This is a genomic window from Pseudomonas sp. A2 (assembly GCF_023100865.1).
Classification (GTDB): Bacteria; Pseudomonadota; Gammaproteobacteria; order Pseudomonadales; family Pseudomonadaceae; genus Aquipseudomonas; species Aquipseudomonas asiatica.
Map to the genome: position 1 here is coordinate 2242135 of NZ_CP039127.1, position 26749 is coordinate 2268883.

The window sequence follows — 26749 nt, forward strand, 5'->3', positions numbered from 1 at the left end:
ATCGGAGGTAATCCCGGGTGCAGGGACTCAAACGCAAACTCGTCTACATGACTTTCTATGAACTGATCGGGCTGTGCATGTCGACCCTCGGGCTGGCCTACCTGTCGGACACCCAGGCATCGCATACCGGGCCTCTGGCGGTGATGATCACTACCATCGCCATGCTCTGGAACCTGATCTACAACACCCTGTTCGAGTGGTGGGAAAGCCGCCAGGCAAAGCGCGGGCGCAGTGTGGCACGGCGGGTGGCGCATGCCATCGGCTTCCAGCTGACCCTGGTGGTGTACCTGATCCCGCTGATTGCCTGGTGGCTGGAAATGACATTGCTGGAGGCGTTGCTGGTGGACATGGCGTTCATCGTGCTGGTGCCGTGCTACACCTTTGCCTACAACTGGGCGTTCGACCGGATCTTTGGCTTGCCCAGCTCAGCCTTGGCAGCAGCCTGATTCAACCTGTTCCGGCCTCTTCGCAGCACAAGGCTGCTCCTACAGCGACCGCACAACCTTCAGGCGGGAGCGGTCCCTGTAGGAGCAGCCTTGTGCTGCGAAAAGGCCGACACAGTCAACCACTAAGGCGGCAGACGAATGATCAAAGGCTCCTGCTGCTGCTTCACCTGCTGCTCAACCGGTTGTTCCTCCGTCCTCGGTGCACTGGCCAGCAAGCTGTCCTCGACCTGCCCCGAAAGGTAGTACACCCCCGACATGGCCCCGCTCTGGCGGTTCTCCATCAGCTCCTGCCATTCCTGGTTCAGCGCCACGTTGAGGATCACCCGCAACTGCTCGACCATCTGCGGGTGTTCGCGGTCATGGGTCATGACCCCATAGCCGGCCGCCGCAATCGAAATCATCGCCCCCGCCACTTTGCCCACTGCCGACGCCACGGCACTGGCGATGCCGCGCGGAGCCAGGGTGGCGCCGAGCTTTTCGCTGGCCTGGTTGGCCACCGAGTTCAGCCCGACATCGGTCTTGCCCGGGCCTTTGCTGGCCTGCTGGTGCAGATGCTGGCGCATGGCTTGCCAGGCAGGTTGCTGGGCCAGCGACTTGGCCCGCAGCAGCTGGTAAAGGCTGGCATTGCGCGCATCCGGTGGCCCCAGGGCGATGGCGGGAATGCGGTTGAGGCGTTGGCTGAACTGCTCGGGGGGAGCGTTGTAGCGGCTGATGATGGCCGGCAGCTGCTGGCCGAGCAGTTGCAGGTACAGCTCGCTGGCGCGGTCGCGAATGCCTTCGGGGTTGATCTGCTCGGCCACCGGTTCGATCACCCGCTTGTGGTACTGCTCCTGCAGGTACAGCGCCAGGCGCTTTTCCGCCGGCTCCCGGCCTTCACCGCTGTCGATCTTGTACCAGGCCACCTTGAGGGTCAGCCACTGCTGGGTCCAGTAGCCGGTAAACCAAGGGATGAAGTCGCTTTCGGTACGCTGCTGTACCTGTTCCTTCCACACCCGCATGGAACGGCGTGCATAGTCGTTGGCCGAGCTGCCGGCGCCGACCGAGGCTTCGATCAGTTCCTGGTCGATGCGTTGCCAGGTGGCGGTGGTGAGCACCACCGGTGGCGGCGGGACAGGTGGGGGCTTGCCTGCGCAACCGGCCAAGGCCAGCAGCAGGCACAGTAGCAGGAGGGCTCGAGTGCTCACGCAACCGCCTCCCTGATAGAGGCTGGGGTGGTTCTCGGAGTATAGGGTGGGGAGTGAAGGGCTGCCGTGCAGCCTATCGGCCGTTCAGGATCAACGCAGATTTCTGCGTGAACGCGGTCCCTGTCGGGCGGCCCTTTCGCGACACAAGGCCGCTCCCACAGGGACCGCGTTCACCAGAAAGAGCGTGGGTCATTCCAGGTCGAGCTTTTCTTCCAGGCGGTCGAGGTGCTTGCGCATCAGGCCCAGCGCCGCCTCGGCATCGCCATGCTCCACGGCATCGATGATCGCCGCATGTTCCTCCCACGCGCAGTGGTCGCAGCAAGGCGACTCGTAACGGGCGATGATCAGCGAGGTCATCGGCACCAGCCCATTGAGAAACCGCGCCAGTGGCGCATTGGCAGCCACCTGCGCCAGTTTCAGGTGAAACTCGCCGCCCAGGCGGATCGCCGCACAACGCTCGCCGTTTTCATGGTGCTGGCGCTCGCGCTCCACCAGTTGCCGCAGCTGGCGAATCTGTACCGGCCGGGCGCGTTGCGCGGCCAGGGTGATCAGCGTGGTTTCGGCCAGACGCCGGGCGCTGAGCACCTGGCGTGCCTGCTCCGGGTCGGGCACGGCCAGATGCGCAGTGTGGCTGGGGCGTTGCACCACCACCTGCTGGTCGGACAGGCGCCCGAGCACACGGCGGATCACTGTACGGCTGACACCAAAGGCATAGCCCAGCGCCTGTTCGGGCAACAGGCTGCCAGGTGGCAAGCGCTGTTCGAGGATGGCATCGAACAGCCGCGGGTAGATCTGCTCGGCCGACAGGCGGGTTTCGCCGGCCGCGAGCAGGGCCGGCAAGTGAGGGGCGGCGTTCATGGTCGCTCTCCTGGGGTCATGGATGCGGGTGTTCGTCCGGGATGTTCAACGGGATGCCCATGCGCAACCCTTCGGCCAGGATGTGCTGGCGCATCTGGGCACTGGCCTGGGCGCTGCTGCGCTCACGTATGGCGCGCACCACCGCTTCGTTTTCCTTCAGCCGCGCGGCCAGGTGCTCTGGCGAATTGCGCAGCATGTCGGCGCTTTGCTTGAGGGCATTGCCGGTCTGTTGCACCACGCTCTGGAAGATCGGGTTGGTGGTCAGTGCGAACAGCGCTTCATGAAAGGCGATGTAGGCCCTGACGCCGGCTTCGCTGTCATCGGCCTCCAGCGCTTCACGCATGTCCATCAGGGTCAGGCGCAGCTGGCCGATGTCCTGGCTGTTGGCCGACTGCGCCACCAGGCCGACGATGAAAGGCTCAAGGGTGTAGCGCAGCTCCAGCACGTCGGCCAGGCTGGCTGCGGCGCTGGTGTCCAGGCCCGGTTCCTGGGTGGCGGCATCGACATCCAGTACCAGCACACCCTTGCCTGGCAGCGAACGCACCAGGCCCAGGGTTTCCAGCACGGTCACCGCTTCGCGCAGGCTGGGGCGGCTGATGCCCAGTTGTTCGGCCAGTTCGCGCTGGCCTGGCAGCATGTCGCCGGTGCGCCATTGGCCTCGGGCCAGGGCCTGGCGCAGTTTTTCCACCACTGAGTTGACGACGGTAGATGAGCTGATCACGGTTCGCTCCTGGAAGGGCCGGCGTCAGTGCCGGCCACGTTCCCTCAGAATTCCTGTTGATGGGGGTTGGGCTGCTTGCGTGGCGTGGGGGCGAAACCGGGCTTGCCGTCGAGCACGTTGTGCGCGCGTTCCAGGTCGATGTCCTTCTCCCAGCGGGCGATGGCCACGGTGGCCACGCAGTTGCCGATCAGGTTGGTCAGCGCCCGGCCGATGCCCATGAACCAGTCCACCGCCAGTACCAGTACCAGGCCGACCACCGGGATCGCCGGCACGGCGGTCAGGGTAGCGGCAAGGATCACCAGCGCCGAGCCTGGGATGCCGTGAGCGCCCTTGGAAGTCACCAGCGATACCAGCAGGATGGTCAGCAGGTCGGTCATTGCCAGTGGCGTGCCGGTGGCGTTGGCAATGAACACGATGGCCAGGGTCAGGTAGATGGAGAAGCCATCGAGGTTGAACGAATAACCGGTGGGGATCACCAGGCCGACGGTGGAGCTGCCGATGCCCAGGTGCTCGAGCTTGCGCATGATCTGTGGCAGTACGGCGTCGGACGAGGCGGTGCCCAGCACGATGGTCAGTTCTTCACGCAGGTACTTGATCAGCGGCAGCAGCTTCAGCCCCGACAGGCGCATGACCGTGCCCAGCACGATCAGTACAAAGCCGGCACAGGTCAGGTAGAACAGCGCCACCAACCCGCCCAGGTGCTGCAGCGATTCCAGGCCGTACTTGCTGGTGGTGAAGGCGATGGCGCCGAACACGCCGATCGGTGCCAGGCGCACGATCATGCCCATGATGCGGAAGATCACGTGGCTCAGTTCGTTGATCAGCCGCGAGATGCCGGCTGCCGAGTCACCCACCAGGTTCAGCGCGCTACCAAACAGTACCGAGAACAGCAGCACCTGGAGGATGTTGTTGTCGGCAAAGGCGCCGATCACCGAGGTGGGGATCAGGTCCATGAAGAACGCCGTGGCACCGTGGATGTGCTGGCCGCGCTCGGCCAGGCTGCTGGCGTCGGCGCTGGACAGTTGGTCCAGGTGGATGTTGGCGCCGCTGCCGATGCCGCTGGTGAAGGCGAACACCAGGCCGATCACCAGCGCCAGGGTGGTCAGTATCTCGAAGTAGATCACCGACTTCAGGCCGATGCGCCCGACCTTTTTCAGGTCACCGGCGCCCGAGATACCGCTGACCACCACGCAGAACACGATCAGGCCGATGAGCATCTTGATCAGCTTGATGAAGCCGTCGCCAAGGGGTTTGAGTTGCAGGGAAAGGTCGGGGAAGCTGAGACCGCAGGCGATGCCGAGGGCAAGGCCGAGCACGACTTGAAGGAAGATCGAACGCGAGCACCATTTGAGCATGGGAGGGATCTCTGATCGGTGTCCTTGCTTCGGTAGCCGCACGGGGCGAAAGAGCGCAGGACTTAATTATTGTGGTCTTACCGGTTTGTTCAGCGCGAAGCCATGAAAGCGCGAAAAATCCGACATTGCAAGGTTTTTTGGCCTTACCGGTCTGACCAGTTGTGGGGCAATCCAGCGTCTCTGGCTCTAATTCGGTGCATCTGGTTGGGTCGAGCCGCAGTGCGGCCGTTCACAGGTGAATCGCAGCGGGGAACCGCGTGCGCACATGAATCAGATCAGGCTTTGGCCAGTGCCTCGTGCAACATTGCAATCAGCTTGCCAAGCGCCATGCCGACCTCGATATTTTCGATAACGCCATGATTCGTAAGGTTTATTTGCATTCCTTGGCTGACCTCGTAGAATCCGCGCCCGACCGGGAAGTCACCAAAGGGTCGATTGCAGGGGTTCATCCTGATAATCGCCTCGCAAGCAGGCTCCCGGCGTTTGAATGAATGGAGTCTCATAGTGCGTCTCAACCTTCCGGTCACCCCGGTCGAGCAACGTTTTCCCCCCGATCAGCGATTGATTTCCGCTACCGACACCACCAGCCTGATCACCTACTGCAACCCCGAATTCGCCGCCATCAGCGGTTACAGCGAGGCGGAGCTGATCGGCAGCCCGCACAACCTGGTACGCCACCCGGACATGCCGCCGGCGGTGTACCAGTTGATGTGGAATTACCTGAAGGCCGGCAAGAGCTGGATGGGCATCGTCAAGAACCGCTGCCGCAACGGCGATTACTATTGGGTCAACGCCTACGTCACGCCTATTCTCGAAGCCGGGCGAGTGGTGGGCTATGAATCGGTACGGGTGTGCCCGACGCGTGAGCAGGTGGCCCGTGCCGAGGCCCTGTATGCACGCATGCGCAACGGTCAGGCTGTGTTGCCCTGGTCACGGCGCGCGACCATGCTGGCGCGTGACCTGGCCGTACCGCTCGTGGGCGGGGGGCTGGCTTTGGGGGCCAACAAACTGTGGCCCGGCCTGGTCGCGCAGGGGCTGACCCTGGGGCTGTTCCTGGCCTATGGCCTGTTGGCACGCAATGCCGTTGGGCGGCAGATGGAGCGCGTAGTGCAGGGCGCAGGCGGCACCTTCGCCGACCCGATCGCCGCCTTGACCTACAGCGACCTGCCCGGTGCTGGCGGACAACTGCAATTGATGCTGATCAGCGAGGAGGCGCGGCTGAAAACCGCGCTGACCCGGTTAAGTGACCTGGCGGCCCAGATGGCCGTGGCTGCACATGATGCCGGGGTGTTGTCGCGCAGCACCGAGGCGGCATTGCTGGAGCAGCGTGCGGAAACCGACCTGAGCGCCACTGCCATGAACCAGATGGCCGCTTCCATCGGTGAGGTTGCCAACCATGTGCAACTGACTGCTGCCGAAGCCCACACTGCGCACCTGCTGGCCGAGCAGGGCAGCCTGGTGGCCGACGCCAGCGGAACTGCAATCCGCACCTTGGCCGGTACCGTAGCCCAGATCAACCAGGCGGTCAGCCACCTGGCTGGTCAGACCGGTGCTATCGCCGAAGCCACCGGGATGATCCGCGGCATCGCCGAGCAGACCAACCTGCTGGCGCTAAATGCCGCCATCGAGGCGGCCCGTGCCGGTGAGCAAGGCCGTGGCTTTGCCGTGGTCGCCGATGAAGTGCGGGCACTGGCCGACAAGACCCGGCAGTCGACACTGCACATCCAGGCTATCATCGATGCTCTGCGCAGTGGCGCAGAAGAGGCCGTGGCGATTGCCAGCCAGGGCATCGACGGTGCCGAGCAGGGCGTTGCCCAGGTGCAGGAAGCGCGGCAGGCGTTGCATGGCATTCGTGATGCGGTGCAGCGCATCAGTGACATGAGCCAGCAGATGGCTACGGCTTCGCAGCAGCAGTCGGCCGTCGCCGAAGACGTCTCGAGGCAGATCAATGGTGTGGCCGGCATAGCCCAGCACAGCGCACACAGCGCCAACGCCGCAGCCTCTCGCGGCGCCGAACTGGAAGAGGTGTGCGCCGGACTGCGTGCCCTTGTGGAGCGCTTCAACCGTTAAGGCAGGATGCTTTATGGATGACAACTATCGTGCAGCCGTTGACGCGGCTGCGATCTTTTCCGAAACCGACCTGCGTGGAACCATCACTTACGTCAACCAGCAGTTCTGCAGCATCTCGGGCTACAGCCGCGAGGAGCTGCTAGGCGCCAACCACCGCATCCTCAATTCCGGCCTACACGAGCCGGAGTTCTTCGTCGGCATGTGGCGGGCGCTGGCCGCCGGCCGGGTGTGGAAGGGCGAGATCTGCAACCGCGCCAGGGACGGCTCGCTGTACTGGGTCGACAGCACCATGGTGCCACTGGTCGACCCGCTCACCGGAGAGGTGCGCAAGTACGTGTCGATCCGTTTCGACGTCACCGAGAAGCGCCAGCTGCTGCATACCTTGCAATGGCGTGTGGGCCATGACGTGCTAACCGGCCTGCCCAACCGCGCTTACCTGTCCGACCTGCTGAACCAGGCCCTGGCCTACTCGCGCCGTGAAGACATTCCGCTGGCTGTGTGCATGCTCGACCTGGATGGCTTCAAGGCAGTCAACGACGGCTACGGGCATGCCATGGGCGACCTGCTGTTGGTCGAGGTGGCGCAGCGGCTGAAGCACATCCTGCGCGATGGCGACGCAGTGGCCCGGTTGTCGGGGGACGAATTCGTGCTGATCCTGCGCAACGTCGAAGACCGCCAGTTGCATGCTGCGCTGCGCCGGGTGCTGCGGGCACTGGCGGCGCCTTATGTGGTACGCGAGCAGCGCCTGTCGCTCAGCGCCAGTATCGGCGTGACCCTGTACCCGCAGGACGACGAAGACGCCGACACCTTGGTGCGCCATGCCGACCAGGCCATGTATGTGGCCAAGCAGCGTGGGCGCAACCGCTATCACCTGTTCGATGTGTCACAGGAACAGGAACTCAAGGCTACCCACCAGACCGTGGCGCGGGTGCGCCGGGCCCTGCACAACGGCGAGCTGTGCCTGTATTACCAGCCCAAGGTCAACCTGCGCAGCGGCCAGGTGCTGGGCTTCGAGGGCTTGCTGCGCTGGCAGCGGCCAGGCCGCGGGCTGGTGCCGCCTGGTGATTTCCTGCCGGCGGTGGAGCAGACCGACCTGATCGTGGAAATCGGCGAATGGGTGCTCGACCAGGCGCTGAACCAGTTGCAGGCATGGCAACGTCAGGGGCAGCCCTGGTCACTGAGCGTGAACATCGCCGCGCGGCATTTGCAGCGTGGTGACTTTGTCGAGCGCCTGCAGCAGTTGCTGGCGGCGCACCCGAAGGTGGACCCGGCGCGGCTGGACCTGGAAATCGTCGAGTCGGTGGCCATCGATAACCTGCAGCATGTCAGCTACTGTCTCCATGCCTGCCGCGCACTGGGTGTGCGCTTCTCCCTGGACGACTTTGGCACTGGCTATTCATCGCTGAGCTACCTGAAGCGCTTGCCGACACAGACGATCAAGATCGATCAGTCATTCGTGCGCGACATCCTGCATGACCAGGACGACCTGGCGCTGACCGAAGCGGTGATCGGACTGGCCCGGGCGTTTGGCCGCGAGGTGATTGCCGAAGGGCTGGAGAGCGTCGAGCACGGCCGCGTGCTGATGGGCCTGGGCTGCGAACTGGCACAGGGTTACTGCATCGCCCGGCCGATGCCGGCCAGTGCGGTGCAAGCCTGGGCGCAGGCCTACCGGCAGCCGGTGCAATGGCGTGACCCTTGATCATCAGCGGGCCATTGGCTTGACCTCGGTCAGCACCGGGTGGGCCACCAGCTTGTCGATGTGCAGGGCGTCGTCGTTCATCCAGCTTTCGCTGAGCAGCCGGTAGTGTTCCATGTCGCGACAACGCAGGCGCAGGCTGTAGTCGAAGTGGCCGCTGATCAGCTGGCACTCGTGCACTTCCGGGCAGTTGCGCAGGTTGGCTTCGAAGGCCTTCTGCGCGGCCCGCCCGCTTTGGTTGGACAGGGCGACCAGCACCAGCAGCGACACCCCGGGCGCGACCTTCTGCAGGTCGATGATCGCCCCGTAGCCGCGGATCACGCCACGGCGCTCCAGCTTGCGTACACGCTCCAGGCAGGGGCGCGGGGTGAGGTGGACGAGGCTGGAGAGTTTTTCGAAAGTGATGCGGCCGTCATGGCGCAGGATGTCGATGATCGCTTCGTCGATGCGGTCGAGGGGGTGGGCGTTGGCGTCCTTGGTGTCCATGCGCTTGGGCTTCTTTCAGAAGAGGGCATGGGACAGGGTAGGCGGTAAAGGGGGCCGCTGCGCGGCCCATCGCGACACAAGGCCGCTCCTACAAGGGATACGCGGTCCTTGTGTAGGAGCGGCCTTGTGTCGCGATGGGCTGCGCAGCAGCCCCAGGATCCATCAGGCGCAGACAGAACCAGCCTTGGGCACCGCCCGCAACTCCACCACCCGCGGCTGCAACAGCCCATACAAATCCTTCGGATCTTCCAACACCGGCACCAGCCCGATGTCCGTGCCGATACCCAGTGCCTGCGCTGTGTCCAGCACATAGCGCAATGCCGAGTAATCCTCCAGGGCAAACCCTACCGAGTCGAACAGCGTCACCTGTTCGGTGCGCTCACGCCCCTTGGCTTCCCCGGCGACCACACGCCAGAACTCGGTCACTGGCGAGTCTGCAGGCATCTGCTGGATCTCGCCTTCCACCCGGCTTTGCGGTTCGTACTCGACGATCACCCGGGCCCGCTCCACAATCGCCCGATGCAGCTCGGTCTTGCCCGGGCAGTCACCGCCCACGGCGTTCAGGTGCATGCCCGGCTCGATCATCTCCGGGGTGAGGATGGTGGCGCAGGCCTTGTCGGCGGTTACCGTGGTGACGATATCGGCCCCGCGCACCGCTTCGGCCACGGAGCTGGCGATGCTCAGCTTGAGGCCGGGGCGGTTGGCCAGGTTGGCGACCAGCTTGGCCGAGGCAGCCGGGTCGATGTCATACAGGCGGATTTCATCGATGCCCAGCAGGGCATTGAAGGCGATGGCCTGGAACTCGCTCTGCGAGCCATTGCCGATCAATGCCATGCTGCGGCTGTCTTCGCGCGCCAGGTAGCGGGCGGCCAGGGCCGAGGTGGCGGCGGTGCGAATGGCGGTGGTCAGGGTCATTTCGCTGAGCAGCAACGGTGCACCGGTATCGACGCTGGCCAGGGCGCCAAAGGCCATCACCGTGAGCAGGCCATGGCGAGTATTCTTCGGATGGCCGTTGACGTACTTGAAGGCGTAGCGGCTGGCGTCCGAGATTGGCATCAGCTCGATTACGCCGTCCGCTGAATGGTTGGCCACCCGGGCGCATTTTTCGAAGGCGGGCCAGCGCAGGTAGTCCTGGCGGATGTACTCGGCCATTTCCAGCAGGCACGTGGGCAGGCCTTTGCGGTTGACCAGGCGGGCCAGGTCTTGCACATCGATATAGCGGGTCATGAGGGGTCTCCCTGCGGTCGACGCTTCCAGAGTGGGCTCTGGTTTCATTGTGCGGCGGGTGGGGAGGCAAAGCTGGCTGTAATGGGCTGTGGCGGCAGCGGCTTTGGCTGATTTCGCTGCGCTGGCAGCCGAATCGGCTGCAACGGTGGGCGATGCTTTCCGGTGTAGGAGCGGCCTTGTGTCGCGATCGGGCCGCAAAGCGGCCCCAGGGAATCAAGCATCACTGCTCACGCAGCCGCTTGTACAGCGTGGTGCGGCTGATCCCGAGCCCACGCGCCACCGCCGAGAGGTTGCCGTTGGCTTGTGCCACCAGCTCGCGCAGGTCCGCCTCTTCGGTCGCAATCGGCACAGGCACCTGAGCCTCGGCGAGAAAACCCGCAGGCAGGTGTTCCAGGCCGACAGGCCCATTGCCCGCCAAGGCCAGCGCCACCTGCAGCACACTCACCAGTTCACGCATATTCCCCGGCCAGGGGTGCTGATCGAGCAGTTCGATAATGGCCGCAGGCAGCCGCGCAGGCTGCCCGGGATCACGGTAGCGCGCATGCACCTGCTCGATCAGCTGCCGGCGGTCATTGCGCTCGCGCAGCGGCGGCAAAACCACTGCCAGCCCGGCGATGCGGTAATACAGGTCCTGGCGAAAGCGCCCGGCGCGCACTTCTTCGGCCAGGTCGCGGTTGCTCGCCGACACCACGCGGATATCCACCGCCACCGGTTCGCCGCTGCCCAATGGCTGGATGCTGCGCGTCTGCAGCACGCGCAGCAGGCGGGCCTGGGTGGGCAACGGCATGTCGCCGATTTCGTCGAGGAACAGGATGCCGTGGTGGGCCTTGCGGATCAGCCCCGGGTTGCCCTTCTGGTGGGCGCCGGTGAACGCGCCCTTGTCGTAGCCGAACAGCTCCGACTCCACCAGCTCTGCGGGGATCGCCGCGCAGTTGACGGCTATGAGCGGCTGGCTGGCGCGGCTGCTGGCCCGGTGCAGGGTATCGACGAATACCTCCTTGCCTACGCCGGTTTCGCCCTGCACCAGGACCGGGATGTCCTTTTCCAGCAGCAGGCCGGCCTGCGCCAGGGCTTTCTCCAGGCGTGGCTCGGCGCTGCTGGCGGCGGGGCGGCCGGGAGCCTCGCGCGGCGGCTGCCACTGGCAATGAAAGCGGTTGCGCCCGGTGGCTTGCAGGGCGAAGGGCTGTTGCCGGGGATGGCTGAGCAGCTGTTGCAGGGGCAACTGGAACAGTTGCGCGATGTTCTGCTGCAGCGGGTTGCCCCCGAGCAGGGTGTCGGCCCGGTGATTGGCGGCCAGCACCTGCCCCTGCTCATCGAACACCAGCAGGCCGGCCCAGGGGCTGTCGAGGTTGTCGGAGGCGCTGTTGAAGATCAATTGCGCATGCTGGTCGGCATGCTTGGCGAGGATCAGGCGGTTCTCCAGGCTCTGGCCCATCATGCGTACCAGGCCCAGGGTCTGGCTGGCGGGCAGGTAGCCGTCGCTGGCCACATCGAGCACCCCGACCAGCTGCCGTTCGGCGTCGAACAGCGGCGCAGCGGCGCTGGACATATAGCGGTTCTGGCGCAGGAAGTGCTCTTCCTGGCCCACGTGGATCGCCTCGGCGCAGACCAGCGCGGTGCCCAGCGCATTGGTGCCGACACCGCGCTCGTGCCAGTGGGCACCGGCGCTGAAACCATGCTGCTGGCGCGGCTCGATGAACCGCCGCGAGCCCCAGCTGTCGAGCAGGCAGCCGCTGGCATCGGCCAGCATCACCAGGTAGCTGGCATTGCCCAGCAGGTGGGCATATTGCGGCAGCACCGCTTCGCGGGTCAGGTGCAGCAGGGCCTGGCGCCGCTCCAGCAGGGCGCTCAGCTCGGCGCGGGTCAGGCAGTCGAAGTCCGGGGCGTGTTGGGGGTGCAGGCCGTGGTCGCGGCAGCGGGCCCAGGAGGCCTGGATCAGTTGGGCATGGGGCGAAGCGGATGCGGCCATGGGCCTGTCCTGTGTGATTGTTGTCATGGGGCCGACCGCTGTTCAGTGTCGTGCACGGTTGTTCAATGTCAAACCGGCAAGTGTTCAGTTGTTCAGTGCTTGTGTTCAGTTGTGAACCTGCGATTGACCGGCATTGCCGGCCAGGCCCCGGGCCAGACGGTTGCGGCGCATCTGGCACGAAACTGGCTGTGTCCGGCAGACAAAAACCACAAGAAGGCCACGCCATGTCCCTGGTGCTGGAACAGGTCAGCCGCAGCGTCGACAACCAGGCCTGGATCGTCGATGCCTCACTGCGTTTCGAACCCGGCTCGTTCAACGTGCTGCTGGGCCGCACCCTGGCCGGCAAGACCAGCCTGATGCGCCTGATGGCCGGGCTCGATCGCCCGGACCGGGGGCGGGTGCTGATGGATGGCCAGGACGTGACTGGCGTGCCGGTGCGCCAACGCAATGTGTCGATGGTGTATCAGCAGTTCATCAATTACCCGACCCTCAGCGTTTACGAGAACATTGCGTCACCGCTGCGCCAGGCACGCATGGACGAGCCCCAGATTCGCCGACGGGTGCAGGAAACCGCCGAGATGCTGCGCATCGAGGCCTACCTGCAGCGCCTGCCGCTGGAGCTGTCCGGTGGCCAGCAGCAACGCACGGCAATGGCCCGGGCGCTGGTCAAGGATGCCTCGCTGATCCTGTTCGACGAGCCACTGGTCAACCTCGACTACAAGCTGCGCGAGGGCCTGCGCCAGGAGCTGCGCGAACTGTTCGCGGCGCGCCACTGCATTGCCGTGTATGCCACCACCGAGCCCAACGAGGCGCTGGCTCTGGGCGGCACCACCACCCTGGTGCATGAGGGCCGTATCGTCCAGAGCGGGCCTACCGCCGAGGTCTACCAGCGCCCGGGCAGCGTGCTGGCTGCCGAGCTGTTTTCCGAGCCGCCGATCAACCTGGTACCTGGCCGTATCAGCGGCAATGACGTGAGCCTGGCCCAGGCCGTGCACTTTGCTCGCAATGCCGACTTGCAGCCGCTTGCCGAGGGTGACTACCGCTTTGGCGTGCGGCCCAGCCACATCAGCCTGGTGCCGGCGCACGACGACGACCTGGAATTGTCGGTGCTGGTGGAACTCGCCGAGATCAGTGGTTCAGAGACCTTCCTGCATGTACGCAACGAACACTGGCGCATGATCCTGCACCTGCCAGGGGTACACGAATACCAGGTGGACACGCCGATCCGCGTGTTCATCCCCACCCACAAGCTGTTCGTGTTCGACAGTACCGGGGCGCTGGTGCAGGCCCCGGGGCTGCGCCAGGCAAGGAGAGGTTGATGGCCGAGATCCGCCTGCGCCAACTGGCGCACAGCTACAGCCGCCAGCCCGCCAGCGAGGCGGACTATGCCCTGCACGCGCTGGAGCATGTGTGGGAGCAGGGCGGTGCCTACGCCTTGCTCGGGCCGTCGGGCTGCGGCAAGTCGACCTTGCTCAACATCATCTCCGGGCTGCTGACTCCTTCCCACGGCGAGGTGCTGTTCGACGGCAAGCCGGTCAACCAGCTGTCACCGCAGGCGCGCAACATTGCCCAGGTGTTCCAGTTCCCGGTGGTTTACGACACCATGACGGTGTTCGACAACCTGGCGTTTCCCTTGCGCAACCAAGGGTTGGACGAAGCCCGGGTGCAGGCCCGGGTGGAAGAGATTGCCGAGGTGCTCGACCTGTCGGCCGTGCTGCGCAAGAAGGCGCGCAACCTCAGTGCCGACGAAAAGCAGAAGGTCTCCATGGGACGGGGCCTGGTGCGCGATGACGTGTCGGCGATCCTGTTCGACGAGCCGCTGACGGTGATCGACCCGCACCTGAAGTGGAAGCTGCGGCGCAAGCTCAAGCAGATCCACGAGCAGTTCAACATCACCATGATCTACGTCACCCATGACCAGCTGGAGGCCTCGACGTTCGCCGACAAGATCGCGGTGATGCACGGCGGGCGCATCGTCCAGTTCGGTACCCCGCGCGAACTGTTCGAGCGGCCGCGGCATACCTTCGTCGGTTACTTCATCGGCAGCCCGGGGATGAACCTGATCGAGGTGCACGCCGAAGCGGACGGGGTGGCGTTCGGCGATATTCACCTGGTGCTGCCCGGGCAAGTGCGAGAGCACCTGCGAGAGCGCCTGGCGGCCACAGGCGGTGGTCGCCTGCAGCTGGGCATCCGCCCGGAATTCGTGCAGCTGTGGGACAGCCCGTTCGATGATGCCTACCCGGCACGGGTGCTGGACGTCGAGGACCTGGGCACCTACCGCATCGTCACCCTCGAGCTGGGAGGTGTCGCGCTCAAGGCACGCCTGGGCGAGGACCGCCCGCTGCCGGTGGCCCAGGCCTGGGTCAGCCTGCCGGCGCAGTGGCTGATGCTGTACCTCGACGATGTGCTGCTGGAGGCCGGGCCATGAACAAGGTGCCGAACAACAAGGCCTGGTGGCTGGTGCTGCCGGTGTTCCTGCTGGTGGCATTCAGTGCGGTGGTGCCGATGATGACGGTGGTCAACTACTCGGTGCAGGACATCTTCGACCAGTCCAACCGCTACTTCGTCGGCGCCGACTGGTACCGTCAGGTGCTGCGCGACCCGGCGCTGCACGATGCGCTGCTGCGTCAGTTCATCTATTCCGCCTGCGTGCTACTGATCGAAATCCCGCTGGGTATCGCCATTGCCCTGACCATGCCGACCAAGGGGCGCATGGCGTCGGTGTGCCTGATCGTCATGGCCATCCCGCTGCTGATCCCATGGAACGTGGTCGGCACCATCTGGCAGATTTTCGGCCGCGCCGACATCGGCCTGCTCGGCGCCACACTGGCCAGGCTCGGAGTCAGCTACAACTACGCCGGCGACCCGTTCGACGCCTGGCTGACCGTGCTGGTGATGGACGTGTGGCACTGGACATCGCTGGTGGCGTTGCTCTGTTACTCGGGGCTGCGCGCCATCCCCGACGTGTACTACCAGGCCGCTCGCATCGACCGCGCCTCGGGCTGGGCGGTGTTCCGCCATATCCAGTTGCCCAAGCTGAAGAACGTGCTGCTGATCGCGGTGATGCTGCGCTTCATGGACAGCTTCATGATCTACACCGAGCCCTTCGTGCTGACCGGTGGCGGGCCCGGCAACGCCACCACCTTCCTCAGCCAGACCCTCACGCGCATGGCCGTGGGGCAGTTCGACCTGGGCCCGGCGGCGGCGTTCTCGCTGGTGTACTTCCTGATCATCCTGCTGGTTTCTTGGCTGTTCTACACAGCCATGACCCATGCCGACAAGGACTAGGCCATGAGCACGCGCAAATCGCTGGCCCTGCTGCTGTACTTCTTCTTCCTGCTGGTGCCGATCTACTGGCTGCTGAACATGTCGTTCAAGAGCAACACCGAGATCCTCGGCGGCCTGACCCTGTGGCCACAGGCGTTCACCCTCGACAACTACCGGGTGATCTTCACCGATGCCAGCTGGTACAGCGGCTACATCAATTCGCTGTACTACGTGTGCCTGAACACGCTGATTTCGCTGCTGGTGGCGCTGCCAGCAGCATATGCCTTCTCGCGTTACCGCTTCCTCGGTGACCGGCACCTGTTCTTCTGGCTGCTGACCAACCGCATGGCGCCACCGGCGGTGTTCCTGCTGCCGTTCTTCCAGCTGTATTCGTCGATCGGCCTGTTCGATACCCATATCGCCGTGGCCCTGGCCCACTGCCTGTTCAACGTGCCGCTGGCAGTGTGGATCCTCGAGGGGTTCATGTCTGGTGTGCCGAAGGAAATCGACGAAACGGCCTATATCGACGGTTACAGCTTCCCACGCTTCTTCATGAAGATCTTCATTCCGCTGATTGGCTCCGGCATCGGCGTGACGGCGTTTTTCTGTTTCATGTTCTCCTGGGTCGAGTTGCTGCTGGCGCGCACCCTGACCTCGGTGAATGCCAAACCGATCGCCGCGGTGATGACCCGTACCGTGTCGGCCTCGGGCATCGATTGGGGCGTGTTGGCGGCGGCGGGGGTACTGACCATCTTGCCGGGCATGCTGGTGATCTGGTTCGTGCGCAACCATGTGGCCAAGGGCTTCGCCCTGGGCCGAGTGTGAGGAGGGCAAGGCATGGAGTGGATGGCCTGGACCTTGCCGACGGCGCTGTTCTTCGCCGCCGTTGGCGTGCTGCTGCTGGGCATGACCCTGCTCGAACTGCGCCGCCCCTGCGTGGAGCGACGCGGCTTCCTGCCGCTGGTCACCAGCCGTGGCGACCGCTTGTTCATCGGCCTGCTGGCCAGCGCCTACCTGCATTTGCTGGTGGTTGGCGTCAGCGAGTGGCCATTGTGGGTGGCCTCGCTGCTGTCGCTGGCGTGGCTGGTGGTGGTGCTGCGCTGGGGCTGAGCGAGCGGCCCTGTGGGATAACTGAAACGGGAGATCACAATGTTCGACAACAAGTACAACAGGCGACATTTGACCCTGGCCGCGTTGCTGGTACTGGCCAGCGTGCAGGGCACAGCCTGGGCCGACCAGTACGAGGATGCGGCAAGGAAGTGGCTCGGCAGTGAGTTCAAGCCTTCGACCCTTACCCCTGAACAGCAGTTGGCCGAGTTGAAGTGGTTCATCAAGGCTGCCGAGCCGTTCCGCGGCATGAAGATCAATGTGGTGTCGGAAACCATCACCACCCATGAATACGAGTCCAAGGTGCTGGCCAAGGCCTTCAGCGAGATCACCGGTATCCAGCTGACCCACGACCTGCTGCAGGAAGGCGACGTGGTGGAAAAGCTGCAGACACAGATGCAGTCGGACAAGAACATCTATGACGGCTGGGTCAACGACTCCGACCTGATCGGTACGCACTTTCGCTACGGCAAGGTGGAATCGATCACCGACCTGATGGCCAACGAAGGCAAGGACTACACCTCGCCGACCCTGGACCTGAAGGACTTCATCGGCATTTCCTTCACCACCGCGCCGGATGGCAAGGTCTACCAACTGCCGGACCAGCAGTTCGCCAACCTCTACTGGTTCCGTGCCGACTGGTTCGAGCGGCCCGAACTGAAGGCCAGGTTCAAGGAAAAATACGGCTACGAACTTGGTGTGCCGGTGAACTGGTCAGCCTACGAGGACATTGCCAGGTTCTTTACCGAAGACGTCAAGGAAATCGACGGTAAACGCGTCTATGGCCATATGGACTACGGCAAGAAAGACCCGTCACTGGGCTGGCGCTTCACCGATGCCTGGTTCTCCATGGCGGGTGGCGGCGACAAAGGTTTGCCCAATGGTCTGCCGGTGGACGAATGGGGCATTCGCGTGGAGGACTGCCACCCGGTGGGGTCCAGCGTGACCCGTGGCGGCGACACCAACGGCCCGGCCGCCGTGTATGCCACGCAGAAATACGTGGACTGGATGCGTGCCTATGCGCCCAAGGAAGCCCAGGGCATGACCTTCTCCGAAGCCGGCCCGGTGCCGGCCCAGGGCAACATCGCCCAGCAGATCTTCTGGTACACCGCGTTTACCGCCGACATGACCAAACCCGGTTTGCCGGTGGTGAATGCCGACGGCACGCCGAAGTGGCGCATGGCGCCTTCGCCGAAGGGGCCGTACTGGGAGGAGGGGATGAAGCTGGGCTACCAGGACACCGGTTCGTGGACCTTCTTCAAGTCCACTCCCGAGAAGCAACGCCTGGCTGCGTGGCTGTACGCCCAGTTCGTCACCTCCAAGACCGTGTCGCTGAAAAAGACCATCGTCGGCCTCACGCCGATTCGCGAATCGGACATCAACTCCCAGGCCATGACCGAGCTGGCGCCCAAGCTGGGCGGGCTGGTGGAGTTCTACCGCAGCCCGGCGCGGGTACAGTGGACACCGACCGGCACCAACGTGCCGGACTACCCGCGGTTGGCGCAGTTGTGGTGGAGCCACATCGCCGAAGTGGCCAGTGGCGAGAAGACCCCGCAGGAAGCGCTGGACGGCCTGGCCCGCGATCAGGACCGGATGATGGAGCGCTTGCAGCGGTCCAAAGCCCAGGCCACCTGTGCACCGAAGCTGAACCCGGAGAGGGACGCCCAATACTGGTTCGACCAGCCTGGGGCGCCGAAACCGAAACTGGCCAACGAAAAGCCCAAGGGCGAGACAGTCAGCTACAACGAACTGCTGAAGTCGTGGGAGGCGGCCAGGAAGTGATCGGCTGAGTAACGCGCCGGCTTCTTCGCGGATAAACCCGCTCCCACAGAGATATCGCCATCTTCTGGGACGGCGCGCAACCTGTGGGAGCGGGTTTACCCGCGAAGAGGCCGGTGAAGCAAGTGCATTGATCACGGGCAAAAAAAACGGCACCTGCCAGAGGTGCCGTTTTCATATCACGCGGTATTACTTGTGCAGCTCTTCAGCCGCATACAGCGTGTTCTCCAGCAGGCATGCGCGGGTCATCGGCCCGACGCCGCCCGGCACCGGCGTGATCCAGCCGGCGCGCGGCAGGGCGGTCTCGTAGACCACGTCGCCGACCAGCTTGCCGTCTTCCTGGCGGTTGATGCCCACGTCGATAACGATGGCACCTTCCTTGATCCATTCACCCTTGACCAGGCCAGGCTTGCCGGCGGCCACTACCACCAGGTCGGCGCGGCCGACATGGCCGGCGAGGTCCTTGGTGAAGCGGTGGCAGACGGTCACGGTGCAGCCGGCCAGCAGCAGCTCCATGGCCATCGGGCGACCAACGATGTTGGACGCGCCGACGATGACCGCGTTCATGCCGTACAGGTCCTGGCCGGTGCTTTCCAGCAGGGTCATGATGCCCTTCGGTGTGCACGGGCGCAGCAGCGGGATGCGCTGGGCCAGACGACCGATGTTGTACGGGTGGAAGCCGTCCACGTCCTTGTCCGGGCGGATGCGCTCGAGCAGCAGCGAGGCGTCCAGGTGCGCCGGCAGCGGCAACTGCAGCAGGATACCGTCGACGGCCGGATCGTCATTGAGGCGGTCGATCAGCTCGGTCAGGGCCTGCTGCGTGGTTTCGCTGGGCAGGTCGAACGCCTGCGAAATGAAGCCGACCTCTTCGCAGTCCTTGCGCTTGTGCGAGACATAGACTTGGGAGGCGGGGTCGGTGCCGACCAGGATCACCGCCAGGCCCGGCGTACGCAGGCCTTGCTGGCGACGCTCCACGACACGTTGAGCGATCTGCTGGCGCAGGCTGGCGGCGATCGCCTTGCCATCGATTAGGTGTGCAGTCATAGACGCGTGATTAACCATCGAGAAGGAAACAATTAAAGAGGGCGCATTCTCGCACGACATGGGCCAAGGGCAAAGGCGGGTGGTCGGGCAAATCCCCTAAGCCCTTAAATAATTTAAATTTTTTTGAGAAAGGTGTTGACGACTTTCAGGCTCGCCTATAAGATTCGCCGCACTTGTCGGGCACAGCCTAGCACTGGTTGGCGAAGTCGGGCAGAATGAGTGGTTTAGCAGTTACCTGTTAAAGGTCTCGTTCGGTTAGGCTTCAAGCTTAAGCGCCCGTAGCTCAGCTGGATAGAGCATCCGCCTTCTAAGCGGATGGTCGCAGGTTCGAGTCCTGCCGGGTGCGCCATTTAGGCAGCTTTGGCAAGCAAGTAGGCTGTAATGCAATATGGTGGGCGTAGCTCAGTTGGTAGAGCGCTGGATTGTGATTCCAGTTGTCGTGGGTTCGATTCCCATCGTCCACCCCATATTCTTCAAAGGCGCCTCGATAGCATCTGGCGCCTTTGTTTTAAGCGTTACGCGGACGTGGTGAAATTGGTAGACACACTGGATTTAGGTTCCAGCGGCGCAAGCTGTAAGAGTTCGAGTCTCTTCGTCCGCACCATGCTTCTGTAAGGTTGTACCGCAACATCGCAAGACCGCAATATGGTGGGCGTAGCTCAGTTGGTAGAGCGCTGGATTGTGATTCCAGTTGTCGTGGGTTCGATTCCCATCGTCCACCCCATATTTCTTCGAAGGCGCCTTGATCGTGAGATCGGGCGCCTTTTTGTTTTTGCTCTGTGTGTATGGTTTGAAGGTTCTGGCGCCTGTGAGATCGAGCGGCGCTGACAATTTCATGGCGAATCACCTCTCGGTCAAATCGCATCCCGGCCCTTGCAATCCTCTGGTGACGCCCCAATAAAAGCTGTTAGATTTCAGCCGGTTGAAACGCCGGCCCATTTGGCCGGCAGAGGAACAACCCGATGATTGCAAAAGAAGCCCGTCAGGCACTGGCGCTACAGCGCTTTGCCGAGGCCAGCCCGCAGCTGCTCGAAGAGATCCGTGAGCTGGATGCGCGCGAGCAGGCCCAGCAGATCGAGTGGGCGTTCGAGGATGCGGCCGAGGAGCAGGGTATCCAGCCTTGGGAGTTGGCCCTGCAACTGATCGCCGAAACCCCCGAGCAACTGCAGGCCATGCGCCTGGAGACGCACCGTGAGGTAGCCGAGGCGCTGGGGATGGAGTGGGAGGAGTACTGCCAGTTCAACGAAATCGAACCTGAATAAAGGAAGCGAATTCGTTGGTGGCAGTTGTTTGACAAGGTATTTCGGCTGCAGGTCGCCTGGTGGCGTCGTGCGGCCCCATTGAAGCAGGCCCGGCGCTATGTCGTGCGGGCCGTGAAAGTTAATCGACCGGCGTGGTTTCCCGTCGTCCCGAGTGGGGTGACTTCTGCTGCGCGACTCACTAGAATGCTTGCCCTTGATTCTGGAGTCGGGCTAACGCCGGCTAACGTCTGTGCAACGAGGAATATCCATGCAAGTTTCTGTTGAAAACACTTCCGCTCTCGAGCGTCGCATGACCATCGCCGTTCCGGCCGAGCGCGTCGAGAACGAAGTCAACAAGCGTCTGCAACAGACTGCCAAGCGCGCCAAGGTTGCCGGCTTCCGCCCAGGCAAAGTGCCGATGAGCGTGATTCGTCAGCGTTTCGAAGCCGATGCCCGTCAAGAGGCGTTCGGTGACCTCGTCCAGGCTTCCTTCTACGAAGCCATCGTCGAGCAGAAGCTGAACCCGGCTGGCGCCCCTGCGGTAGAGCCGAAGTCCTTCGAAAAGGGCAAGGACCTGGAGTTCGTCGCCATCTTCGAAGTGTTCCCGGAGTTCACCGTTGGCGGCCTTGAGTCGATCAGCGTCGAGCGCCTGAGCGCCGAAGTGGCTGATGCCGACCTGGACAACATGCTGGAAGTGCTGCGCAAGCAGAACACCCGCTTCGAGGCCGTCGAGCGCGCCGCGCAGAACGACGACCAGGTCAACATCGACTTCGTCGGCAAGGTCGACGGTGAAGTGTTCGCCGGTGGTTCGGCCAAGGGCACCCAGCTGGTACTGGGCTCCGGCCGCATGATCCCAGGCTTCGAAGACGGCCTGGTTGGCGCCAAGGCTGGCGAAGAGCGCGTTGTGAACGTGACCTTCCCAGAGGACTACCAGAACCTGGACCTGGCTGGCAAAGCCGCCGAGTTCACCATCACCGTCAACAGCGTTGCCGCTCCTGTGCTGCCAGAGCTGAACGAAGAGTTCTTCGCCCAGTTCGGCATCAAGGAATCGACCCTGGAAGGCTTCCGCACCGAAGTTCGCAAGAACATGGAGCGTGAACTGCGCCAGGCCATCAAGGCCAAGGTGAAGAACCAGGTCATGGACGGTCTGCTGGCTGCCAACCCGATCGAAGTGCCGAAAGCCCTGCTGGAAAACGAAGTCAACCGTCTGCGCGTGCAGGCTGTTCAGCAGTTCGGTGGCAACATCAAGCCTGAGCAACTGCCGGCCGAGCTGTTCGAAGAACAAGCCAAGCGCCGTGTGGTCCTGGGTCTGATCGTGGCTGAAGTGGTCAAGCAGTTCGAGCTGAAGCCGGACGAAGGCAAGGTTCGCGAAATGATCGAAGAAATGGCTTCGGCTTACCAAGAGCCTGAGCAGGTCATCGCCTGGTACTACAAGAACGACCAGCAACTGAACGAAGTCCGTTCGGTTGTGCTGGAAGAACAAGTTGTAGATACTGTTCTGCAGAAAGCGACTGTGACCGACAAGTCGGTCTCGTACGAAGATGCCGTTAAACCAGCACAGGCTCCAGCCGCCGCTGAGTAACAGGCTTCTCTCGTAGGAAACCCCCACAAGCCAGCCTTCGAGCTGGCTTGTGCGTATTCAAGCCATGACTATTTGGGAGTGAGCGCAGGACATGTCCCGCAATTCTTATATTCAGCAGAGCTCTGACATCCAGGCCGCAGGCGGTCTGGTCCCGATGGTTATCGAGCAGTCCGCCCGTGGCGAACGCGCTTACGACATCTACTCGCGCCTGTTGAAGGAGCGTGTGATCTTCCTGGTTGGTCCGGTAGAGGACTACATGGCCAACCTCGTCGTTGCGCAACTGCTGTTCCTTGAAGCGGAAAACCCGGACAAGGATATCCATCTGTACATCAACTCGCCGGGCGGTTCCGTCACCGCCGGCATGTCGATCTACGACACCATGCAGTTCATCAAGCCGGACGTCTCGACCATCTGCATCGGCCAGGCCTGCAGCATGGGCGCCTTCCTGCTGGCTGCTGGTGCCAAGGGCAAGCGTCACTGCCTGCCTAACTCGCGCGTGATGATCCACCAGCCGCTGGGCGGCTTCCAGGGTCAGGCCACCGATATCGAGATCCACGCCCAGGAAATCCTCAATATCAAGGCCCGCCTGAACGAGCTGCTGGCCTACCACACCGGCCAGGATCTCGAGACCATCAAGCGCGACACCGAACGTGACAACTTCATGAGCGCCTCGCGCGCGGCCGAGTACGGCCTGATCGACTCGGTCTACGACAAGCGGCAACTGGCCTCCTGAACCGGGGTGCCAGAGCAGGTAGGCGCGGAAAGCGCCTACCTGCGGACTTGAAAAAGCCCGCAATTGCCTTCATCTTGTGTTGCAAGCCTACCGGATTGGATCGATCGAATGACTGACACCCGTAACGGCGAGGACAGCGGCAAATTGCTTTATTGCTCCTTCTGCGGCAAAAGCCAGCACGAAGTGCGCAAACTGATTGCCGGGCCCTCGGTATTTATCTGCGACGAGTGCGTCGACCTGTGCAACGACATCATCCGTGAGGAGGTGCAGGAAGCCCAGGCCGAGAGCAGCGCGCACAAATTGCCTTCGCCGAAAGAAATCAGCGGTATCCTGGACCAGTACGTCATTGGTCAGGAACGCGCGAAGAAGGTGCTTGCCGTAGCGGTGTACAACCACTACAAGCGCCTGAACCAGCGTGACAAGAAGGGTGACGAAGTCGAACTCGGCAAGAGCAACATCCTGCTCATCGGGCCAACCGGCTCGGGCAAGACCCTGCTCGCCGAAACCCTTGCACGCCTGTTGAACGTACCGTTCACCATTGCTGACGCCACCACCCTGACCGAAGCCGGTTACGTGGGTGAGGACGTCGAGAACATCATCCAGAAGCTGTTGCAGAAGTGCGACTACGACGTGGAAAAGGCCCAGATGGGCATCGTCTACATCGACGAGATCGACAAGATTTCGCGCAAGTCGGACAACCCGTCCATCACCCGTGACGTATCGGGCGAGGGCGTGCAGCAGGCACTGCTGAAGCTGATCGAAGGCACCGTGGCCTCGGTTCCGCCGCAAGGCGGCCGCAAACACCCGCAACAGGAATTCCTGCAGGTCGATACCCGCAACATCCTGTTCATCTGCGGTGGTGCCTTCTCGGGCCTGGAAAAGGTCATCCAGAACCGCTCCACCAAGGGTGGCATCGGTTTTGGCGCCGAAGTACGCAGCAAGGAAGAGGGCAAGAAGGTTGGCGAGTCCCTGCGTGAGGTCGAGCCGGACGATCTGGTCAAGTTTGGCCTGATCCCGGAATTCGTCGGCCGCCTGCCGGTGCTGGCAACCCTCGACGAGCTGGACGAGGCCGCGCTGATGCAGATCCTCACCGAGCCGAAGAACGCCCTGACCAAGCAGTATGCCAAGCTGTTCGAGATGGAAAACGTCGACCTCGAGTTCCGCAGCGATGCGCTCAAGGCCGTGGCGCGCAAGGCCCTGGAGCGCAAGACCGGCGCCCGTGGCCTGCGTTCGATCCTCGAAGGCGTTTTGCTCGACACCATGTACGAGATTCCTTCGAAGAAGGATGTCAGCAAGGTGGTGATCGACGAGAGCGTCATCGATGGCACTTCGCAGCCGCTGATGATCTACGAAAACAGCGAGCCGCAAGCCAAGGCCGCGCCGGACGCCTGATCCAGGTAATGGCCGGTTGATGGTTGCAAGCAAGAAGGGGCCTACGGGCCCCTTTCTGCTTTTCCTGCGCTAGCGCTTGTAATTTCCCAAGCCTGCCCCCACATTAGGTCCAAGCATCATTTCCACCGGTTTCCGGCCATAAGGCCGCTGTAGAGGCGAAATCATGAAGACCACCCTCGACTTGCCTCTTTTGCCATTGCGCGATGTCGTTGTTTACCCGCACATGGTCATCCCGCTGTTCGTGGGGCGCGAAAAGTCCATCGAAGCCCTTGAGGCGGCGATGACGGGCGAAAAGCAGATTCTTCTGCTGGCCCAGAAAAACCCGGCCGACGATGATCCGGGCGAAGACGCCCTGTACCGCGTCGGTACCGTTGCCACCGTGCTGCAATTGCTGAAACTGCCCGATGGTACCGTCAAGGTGCTGGTCGAGGGCGAGCAACGCGGCGCCGTGGAGCGTTTCAGCGAAGTAGAAGGGCACATCCGTGCCGAAGTTTCCCTGATCGACGAAGTCGACGCCGCCGAGCGCGAGTCGGAAGTGTTCGTGCGCACGCTGCTGTCGCAGTTTGAGCAATACGTGCAACTGGGCAAGAAAGTCCCAGCCGAAGTGCTATCGTCGCTGAACAGCATCGAAGAGCCAGGGCGCCTGGTCGATACCATGGCCGCACACATGGCCCTGAAGATCGAGCAGAAACAGGAAATTCTCGAAATCGTCGACCTGCCGACCCGTGTCGAGCACGTACTGGCGCTGCTGGATGCCGAAATCGACCTGCTGCAGGTCGAAAAGCGCATTCGCGGTCGGGTCAAGAAGCAGATGGAGCGCAGCCAGCGCGAGTACTACCTGAATGAGCAGATGAAGGCCATTCAGAAGGAACTCGGTGATGGCGACGAAGGCCACAACGAAGTCGAAGAGCTGAAAAAGCGCATCGAAGCCGCTGGCCTGCCCAAGGACGCACTGGCCAAGGCCCAGGCCGAGCTGAACAAGCTCAAGCAGATGTCGCCGATGTCGGCCGAGGCCACTGTGGTCCGTTCCTATCTCGACTGGCTGGTGCAGGTGCCGTGGAAGGCCCAGAGCAAGGTGCGTCTGGACCTGGCCAAGGCCGAGGAAATCCTCGATGCCGACCACTACGGCCTGGAAGAGGTCAAGGAACGCATCCTCGAGTACCTTGCCGTGCAAAAGCGCGTCAAGAAGATCCGCGGGCCGGTACTGTGCCTGGTCGGCCCACCCGGCGTCGGCAAGACCTCGCTGGCCGAGTCGATCGCCGCTGCCACCAACCGCAAGTTCGTGCGCATGGCCCTGGGTGGTGTGCGTGACGAGGCCGAGATCCGTGGTCACCGCCGAACCTACATCGGTTCCATGCCTGGCCGCCTGATCCAGAAGATGACCAAGGTGGGGGTGCGCAACCCGCTGTTCCTGCTGGACGAAATCGACAAGATGGGCAGCGACATGCGTGGCGACCCGGCCTCGGCACTGCTCGAAGTGCTCGACCCGGAGCAGAACCACAACTTCAACGACCACTATCTGGAGGTCGACTACGACCTCTCGGACGTGATGTTCCTGTGCACCTCGAACTCGATGAACATCCCGCCGGCGCTGCTCGACCGGATGGAAGTCATCCGCCTGCCGGGCTACACCGAGGACGAGAAGATCAACATCGCGGTCAAGTACCTGGTGCCCAAGCAGGTCAAGGCCAACGGCTTGAAGAAGGACGAGCTGGAAGTCGATGTCTCGGCGATCCGCGACATCATCCGCTTCTACACCCGCGAAGCCGGTGTGCGCGGCCTGGAGCGGCAAATCGCCAAGGTCTGCCGCAAGGTGGTCAAGGAGCATACCGGGCAGAAGCAGGTCAAGGTCAAGGTAGCCAGCGAGCAGCTGGAGCACCTGCTGGGCGTGCGCAAGTTCCGCTACGGCCTGGCCGAGCAGCAGGACCAGATCGGCCAGGTTACCGGCCTGGCCTGGACCCAGGTGGGCGGCGAACTGCTGACCATCGAAGCCGTGGTCATCCCCGGCAAGGGCCAGCTGATCAAGACCGGCTCGCTGGGCGACGTCATGGTCGAGTCGATCACCGCCGCGCAGACCGTGGTGCGCAGCCGTGCCCGCAGCCTGGGTATCGCCGCCGACTTCCACGAGAAGCACGACGTGCATATCCACATGCCTGAGGGCGCCACGCCGAAGGATGGCCCAAGTGCCGGTATCGGCATGTGCACCGCGCTGGTGTCGGCGCTGACGCAGATTCCGGTACGTGCCGATGTGGCCATGACCGGCGAAATCACCCTGCGTGGCCAAGTGCTGGCCATTGGCGGGTTGAAGGAAAAACTGCTGGCGGCACACCGTGGCGGGATCAAGACGGTGATCATTCCCGAGGAGAATGTTCGCGATCTGAAGGAGATTCCGGAAAATATCAAACAGGATCTGCAGATCAAACCGGTCAAATGGATTGACGAAGTCCTGCAAATTGCGCTGCAATACGCCCCGGAGCCCTTGCCAGATGTGGCTCCGGAGATTGTCGCGAAAGATGAAAAGCGCGACGGCGATGCTAAGGAAAGAATTAGCACGCACTAGTAGTTTTTGGCTGGGGGGCTTTCCTTGACAGT

General features: G+C 63.0%; 23 protein-coding genes and 4 tRNA genes. 18 read left to right on the plus strand and 9 right to left on the minus strand.

What is annotated here, in order from left to right; all coding sequences use genetic code 11:
* Positions 1-17 precede the first annotated feature (17 nt).
* A complete protein-coding gene (locus E5221_RS10465; protein WP_247847333.1) occupies positions 18-446 on the plus strand; it encodes a PACE efflux transporter in 429 nt (142 codons plus the stop codon).
* A 122-nt stretch (positions 447-568) separates the two neighbouring features.
* Here E5221_RS10465 and E5221_RS10470 read toward each other — a convergent pair whose 3' ends face one another.
* From E5221_RS10470 to E5221_RS10490, 5 genes are all read right to left on the minus strand, one after another.
* Positions 569-1630, minus strand: a complete 1062-nt coding sequence (locus E5221_RS10470) for a hypothetical protein (protein ID WP_013971863.1) — start codon at positions 1628-1630, stop codon at positions 569-571.
* A 189-nt stretch (positions 1631-1819) separates the two neighbouring features.
* On the minus strand, positions 1820-2488 hold the full coding sequence (locus E5221_RS10475) for a GntR family transcriptional regulator (protein WP_247847336.1): 669 nt from the start codon (positions 2486-2488) through the stop codon (positions 1820-1822).
* 16 nt (positions 2489-2504) lie between these two features.
* Complete coding sequence (locus tag E5221_RS10480) at positions 2505-3209, minus strand: FCD domain-containing protein (protein WP_015269682.1); 705 nt, start codon at positions 3207-3209, stop codon at positions 2505-2507.
* 44 nt (positions 3210-3253) lie between these two features.
* On the minus strand, positions 3254-4564 hold the full coding sequence (locus E5221_RS10485) for a C4-dicarboxylate transporter DctA (protein ID WP_013971866.1): 1311 nt from the start codon (positions 4562-4564) through the stop codon (positions 3254-3256).
* 275 nt (positions 4565-4839) lie between these two features.
* Complete coding sequence (locus E5221_RS10490; protein ID WP_156485969.1) at positions 4840-5013, minus strand: hypothetical protein; 174 nt, start codon at positions 5011-5013, stop codon at positions 4840-4842.
* A gap of 55 nt (positions 5014-5068) precedes the next feature.
* Here E5221_RS10490 and E5221_RS10495 point away from each other — a divergent pair, with 55 nt between their 5' ends.
* The gene (locus E5221_RS10495) at positions 5069-6634 is read left to right on the plus strand and encodes a PAS domain-containing methyl-accepting chemotaxis protein (RefSeq protein ID WP_247847339.1); all 1566 of its coding nucleotides are present in this window, start codon (positions 5069-5071) and stop codon (positions 6632-6634) included.
* Between the two features lie 13 nt (positions 6635-6647).
* A complete protein-coding gene (locus E5221_RS10500; protein WP_247847341.1) occupies positions 6648-8333 on the plus strand; it encodes a GGDEF and EAL domain-containing protein in 1686 nt (561 codons plus the stop codon).
* Positions 8334-8336: 3 nt separating this feature from the next.
* Here the strand turns inward: E5221_RS10500 and E5221_RS10505 are convergent, their stop codons facing one another.
* The 3 genes from E5221_RS10505 to E5221_RS10515 all read right to left on the minus strand — a co-directional run bounded on the left by E5221_RS10505 (position 8337) and on the right by E5221_RS10515 (position 12012).
* Entirely contained in the window at positions 8337-8816 is a 480-nt protein-coding gene (locus tag E5221_RS10505; RefSeq protein WP_247847343.1) for an Lrp/AsnC family transcriptional regulator, read from the minus strand.
* A 162-nt stretch (positions 8817-8978) separates the two neighbouring features.
* Positions 8979-10043 carry an ornithine cyclodeaminase gene (locus tag E5221_RS10510; protein ID WP_182330180.1) on the minus strand — a complete coding sequence of 355 codons (1065 nt, stop codon included), beginning with the start codon at positions 10041-10043 and terminating at the stop codon, positions 8979-8981.
* 220 nt (positions 10044-10263) lie between these two features.
* Positions 10264-12012, minus strand: a complete 1749-nt coding sequence (locus tag E5221_RS10515; RefSeq protein WP_247847345.1) for a sigma-54-dependent Fis family transcriptional regulator — start codon at positions 12010-12012, stop codon at positions 10264-10266.
* 224 nt (positions 12013-12236) lie between these two features.
* Between E5221_RS10515 and E5221_RS10520 the strand changes: the two genes are divergently transcribed.
* The 6 genes from E5221_RS10520 to E5221_RS10545 are packed head-to-tail and all read left to right on the plus strand — an operon-like array spanning position 12237 to position 18168.
* A complete protein-coding gene (locus E5221_RS10520; protein WP_015269689.1) occupies positions 12237-13331 on the plus strand; it encodes an ABC transporter ATP-binding protein in 1095 nt (364 codons plus the stop codon).
* Entirely contained in the window at positions 13331-14440 is a 1110-nt protein-coding gene (locus tag E5221_RS10525; RefSeq protein ID WP_061551423.1) for an ABC transporter ATP-binding protein, read from the plus strand. The genes E5221_RS10520 and E5221_RS10525 overlap by 1 nt, the downstream gene beginning before the upstream one ends.
* Positions 14437-15300: a sugar ABC transporter permease gene (locus E5221_RS10530; protein ID WP_039614302.1), complete on the plus strand. Its 864-nt coding sequence runs from the start codon at positions 14437-14439 to the stop codon at positions 15298-15300. The genes E5221_RS10525 and E5221_RS10530 overlap by 4 nt, the downstream gene beginning before the upstream one ends.
* A gap of 3 nt (positions 15301-15303) precedes the next feature.
* Positions 15304-16104, plus strand: a complete 801-nt coding sequence (locus E5221_RS10535) for a carbohydrate ABC transporter permease (RefSeq protein ID WP_247847347.1) — start codon at positions 15304-15306, stop codon at positions 16102-16104.
* 12 nt (positions 16105-16116) lie between these two features.
* Positions 16117-16389, plus strand: a complete 273-nt coding sequence (locus E5221_RS10540; protein ID WP_013971877.1) for a DUF2160 domain-containing protein — start codon at positions 16117-16119, stop codon at positions 16387-16389.
* Between the two features lie 39 nt (positions 16390-16428).
* On the plus strand, positions 16429-18168 hold the full coding sequence (locus E5221_RS10545; RefSeq protein ID WP_247847349.1) for an ABC transporter substrate-binding protein: 1740 nt from the start codon (positions 16429-16431) through the stop codon (positions 18166-18168).
* A 186-nt stretch (positions 18169-18354) separates the two neighbouring features.
* Here the strand turns inward: E5221_RS10545 and folD are convergent, their stop codons facing one another.
* The gene (gene folD / locus E5221_RS10550; protein WP_013971879.1) at positions 18355-19209 is read right to left on the minus strand and encodes a bifunctional methylenetetrahydrofolate dehydrogenase/methenyltetrahydrofolate cyclohydrolase FolD; all 855 of its coding nucleotides are present in this window, start codon (positions 19207-19209) and stop codon (positions 18355-18357) included.
* A 272-nt stretch (positions 19210-19481) separates the two neighbouring features.
* Between folD and E5221_RS10555 the strand changes: the two genes are divergently transcribed.
* From E5221_RS10555 to lon, 9 genes are all read left to right on the plus strand, one after another.
* Positions 19482-19558, plus strand: a tRNA-Arg gene (locus tag E5221_RS10555).
* A gap of 42 nt (positions 19559-19600) precedes the next feature.
* Positions 19601-19676: transfer RNA gene (locus E5221_RS10560), tRNA-His, on the plus strand.
* Between the two features lie 52 nt (positions 19677-19728).
* Positions 19729-19813 (plus strand) — tRNA-Leu (locus E5221_RS10565).
* 44 nt (positions 19814-19857) lie between these two features.
* Positions 19858-19933, plus strand: a tRNA-His gene (locus E5221_RS10570).
* Between the two features lie 238 nt (positions 19934-20171).
* On the plus strand, positions 20172-20471 hold the full coding sequence (locus E5221_RS10575) for a DUF6388 family protein (RefSeq protein ID WP_247847352.1): 300 nt from the start codon (positions 20172-20174) through the stop codon (positions 20469-20471).
* 247 nt (positions 20472-20718) lie between these two features.
* Complete coding sequence (tig, locus tag E5221_RS10580; protein ID WP_015269696.1) at positions 20719-22032, plus strand: trigger factor; 1314 nt, start codon at positions 20719-20721, stop codon at positions 22030-22032.
* 91 nt (positions 22033-22123) lie between these two features.
* On the plus strand, positions 22124-22765 hold the full coding sequence (gene clpP / locus E5221_RS10585; protein ID WP_003259400.1) for an ATP-dependent Clp endopeptidase proteolytic subunit ClpP: 642 nt from the start codon (positions 22124-22126) through the stop codon (positions 22763-22765).
* A 108-nt stretch (positions 22766-22873) separates the two neighbouring features.
* Positions 22874-24157, plus strand: coding sequence for an ATP-dependent Clp protease ATP-binding subunit ClpX (clpX, locus tag E5221_RS10590; protein WP_013971882.1), 1284 nt, complete (start codon positions 22874-22876; stop codon positions 24155-24157).
* A 163-nt stretch (positions 24158-24320) separates the two neighbouring features.
* Complete coding sequence (gene lon / locus E5221_RS10595) at positions 24321-26717, plus strand: endopeptidase La (protein WP_015269697.1); 2397 nt, start codon at positions 24321-24323, stop codon at positions 26715-26717.
* Positions 26718-26749 lie beyond the last annotated feature (32 nt).

Bases quoted from the DNA above. Each gene is read 5' to 3' on its own strand.
- E5221_RS10475 (WP_247847336.1), bottom strand. From the start codon at position 2,488: ATGAACGCCGCCCCTCACTTGCCGGCCCTGCTCGCGGCCGGCGAAACC.
- E5221_RS10535 (WP_247847347.1), top strand. From the start codon at position 15,304: ATGAGCACGCGCAAATCGCTGGCCCTGCTGCTGTACTTCTTCTTCCTG.
- clpP (WP_003259400.1), top strand. From the start codon at position 22,124: ATGTCCCGCAATTCTTATATTCAGCAGAGCTCTGACATCCAGGCCGCA.
- E5221_RS10530 (WP_039614302.1), top strand. From the start codon at position 14,437: ATGAACAAGGTGCCGAACAACAAGGCCTGGTGGCTGGTGCTGCCGGTG.
- E5221_RS10575 (WP_247847352.1), top strand. From the start codon at position 20,172: ATGATTGCAAAAGAAGCCCGTCAGGCACTGGCGCTACAGCGCTTTGCC.
- folD (WP_013971879.1), bottom strand. From the start codon at position 19,209: ATGACTGCACACCTAATCGATGGCAAGGCGATCGCCGCCAGCCTGCGC.
- E5221_RS10510 (WP_182330180.1), bottom strand. From the start codon at position 10,043: ATGACCCGCTATATCGATGTGCAAGACCTGGCCCGCCTGGTCAACCGC.
- E5221_RS10490 (WP_156485969.1), bottom strand. From the start codon at position 5,013: ATGAACCCCTGCAATCGACCCTTTGGTGACTTCCCGGTCGGGCGCGGA.
- E5221_RS10500 (WP_247847341.1), top strand. From the start codon at position 6,648: ATGGATGACAACTATCGTGCAGCCGTTGACGCGGCTGCGATCTTTTCC.
- E5221_RS10515 (WP_247847345.1), bottom strand. From the start codon at position 12,012: ATGGCCGCATCCGCTTCGCCCCATGCCCAACTGATCCAGGCCTCCTGG.
- tig (WP_015269696.1), top strand. From the start codon at position 20,719: ATGCAAGTTTCTGTTGAAAACACTTCCGCTCTCGAGCGTCGCATGACC.
- E5221_RS10525 (WP_061551423.1), top strand. From the start codon at position 13,331: ATGGCCGAGATCCGCCTGCGCCAACTGGCGCACAGCTACAGCCGCCAG.
- E5221_RS10505 (WP_247847343.1), bottom strand. From the start codon at position 8,816: ATGGACACCAAGGACGCCAACGCCCACCCCCTCGACCGCATCGACGAA.
- lon (WP_015269697.1), top strand. From the start codon at position 24,321: ATGAAGACCACCCTCGACTTGCCTCTTTTGCCATTGCGCGATGTCGTT.
- E5221_RS10485 (WP_013971866.1), bottom strand. From the start codon at position 4,564: ATGCTCAAATGGTGCTCGCGTTCGATCTTCCTTCAAGTCGTGCTCGGC.
- clpX (WP_013971882.1), top strand. From the start codon at position 22,874: ATGACTGACACCCGTAACGGCGAGGACAGCGGCAAATTGCTTTATTGC.
- E5221_RS10540 (WP_013971877.1), top strand. From the start codon at position 16,117: ATGGAGTGGATGGCCTGGACCTTGCCGACGGCGCTGTTCTTCGCCGCC.
- E5221_RS10520 (WP_015269689.1), top strand. From the start codon at position 12,237: ATGTCCCTGGTGCTGGAACAGGTCAGCCGCAGCGTCGACAACCAGGCC.
- E5221_RS10545 (WP_247847349.1), top strand. From the start codon at position 16,429: ATGTTCGACAACAAGTACAACAGGCGACATTTGACCCTGGCCGCGTTG.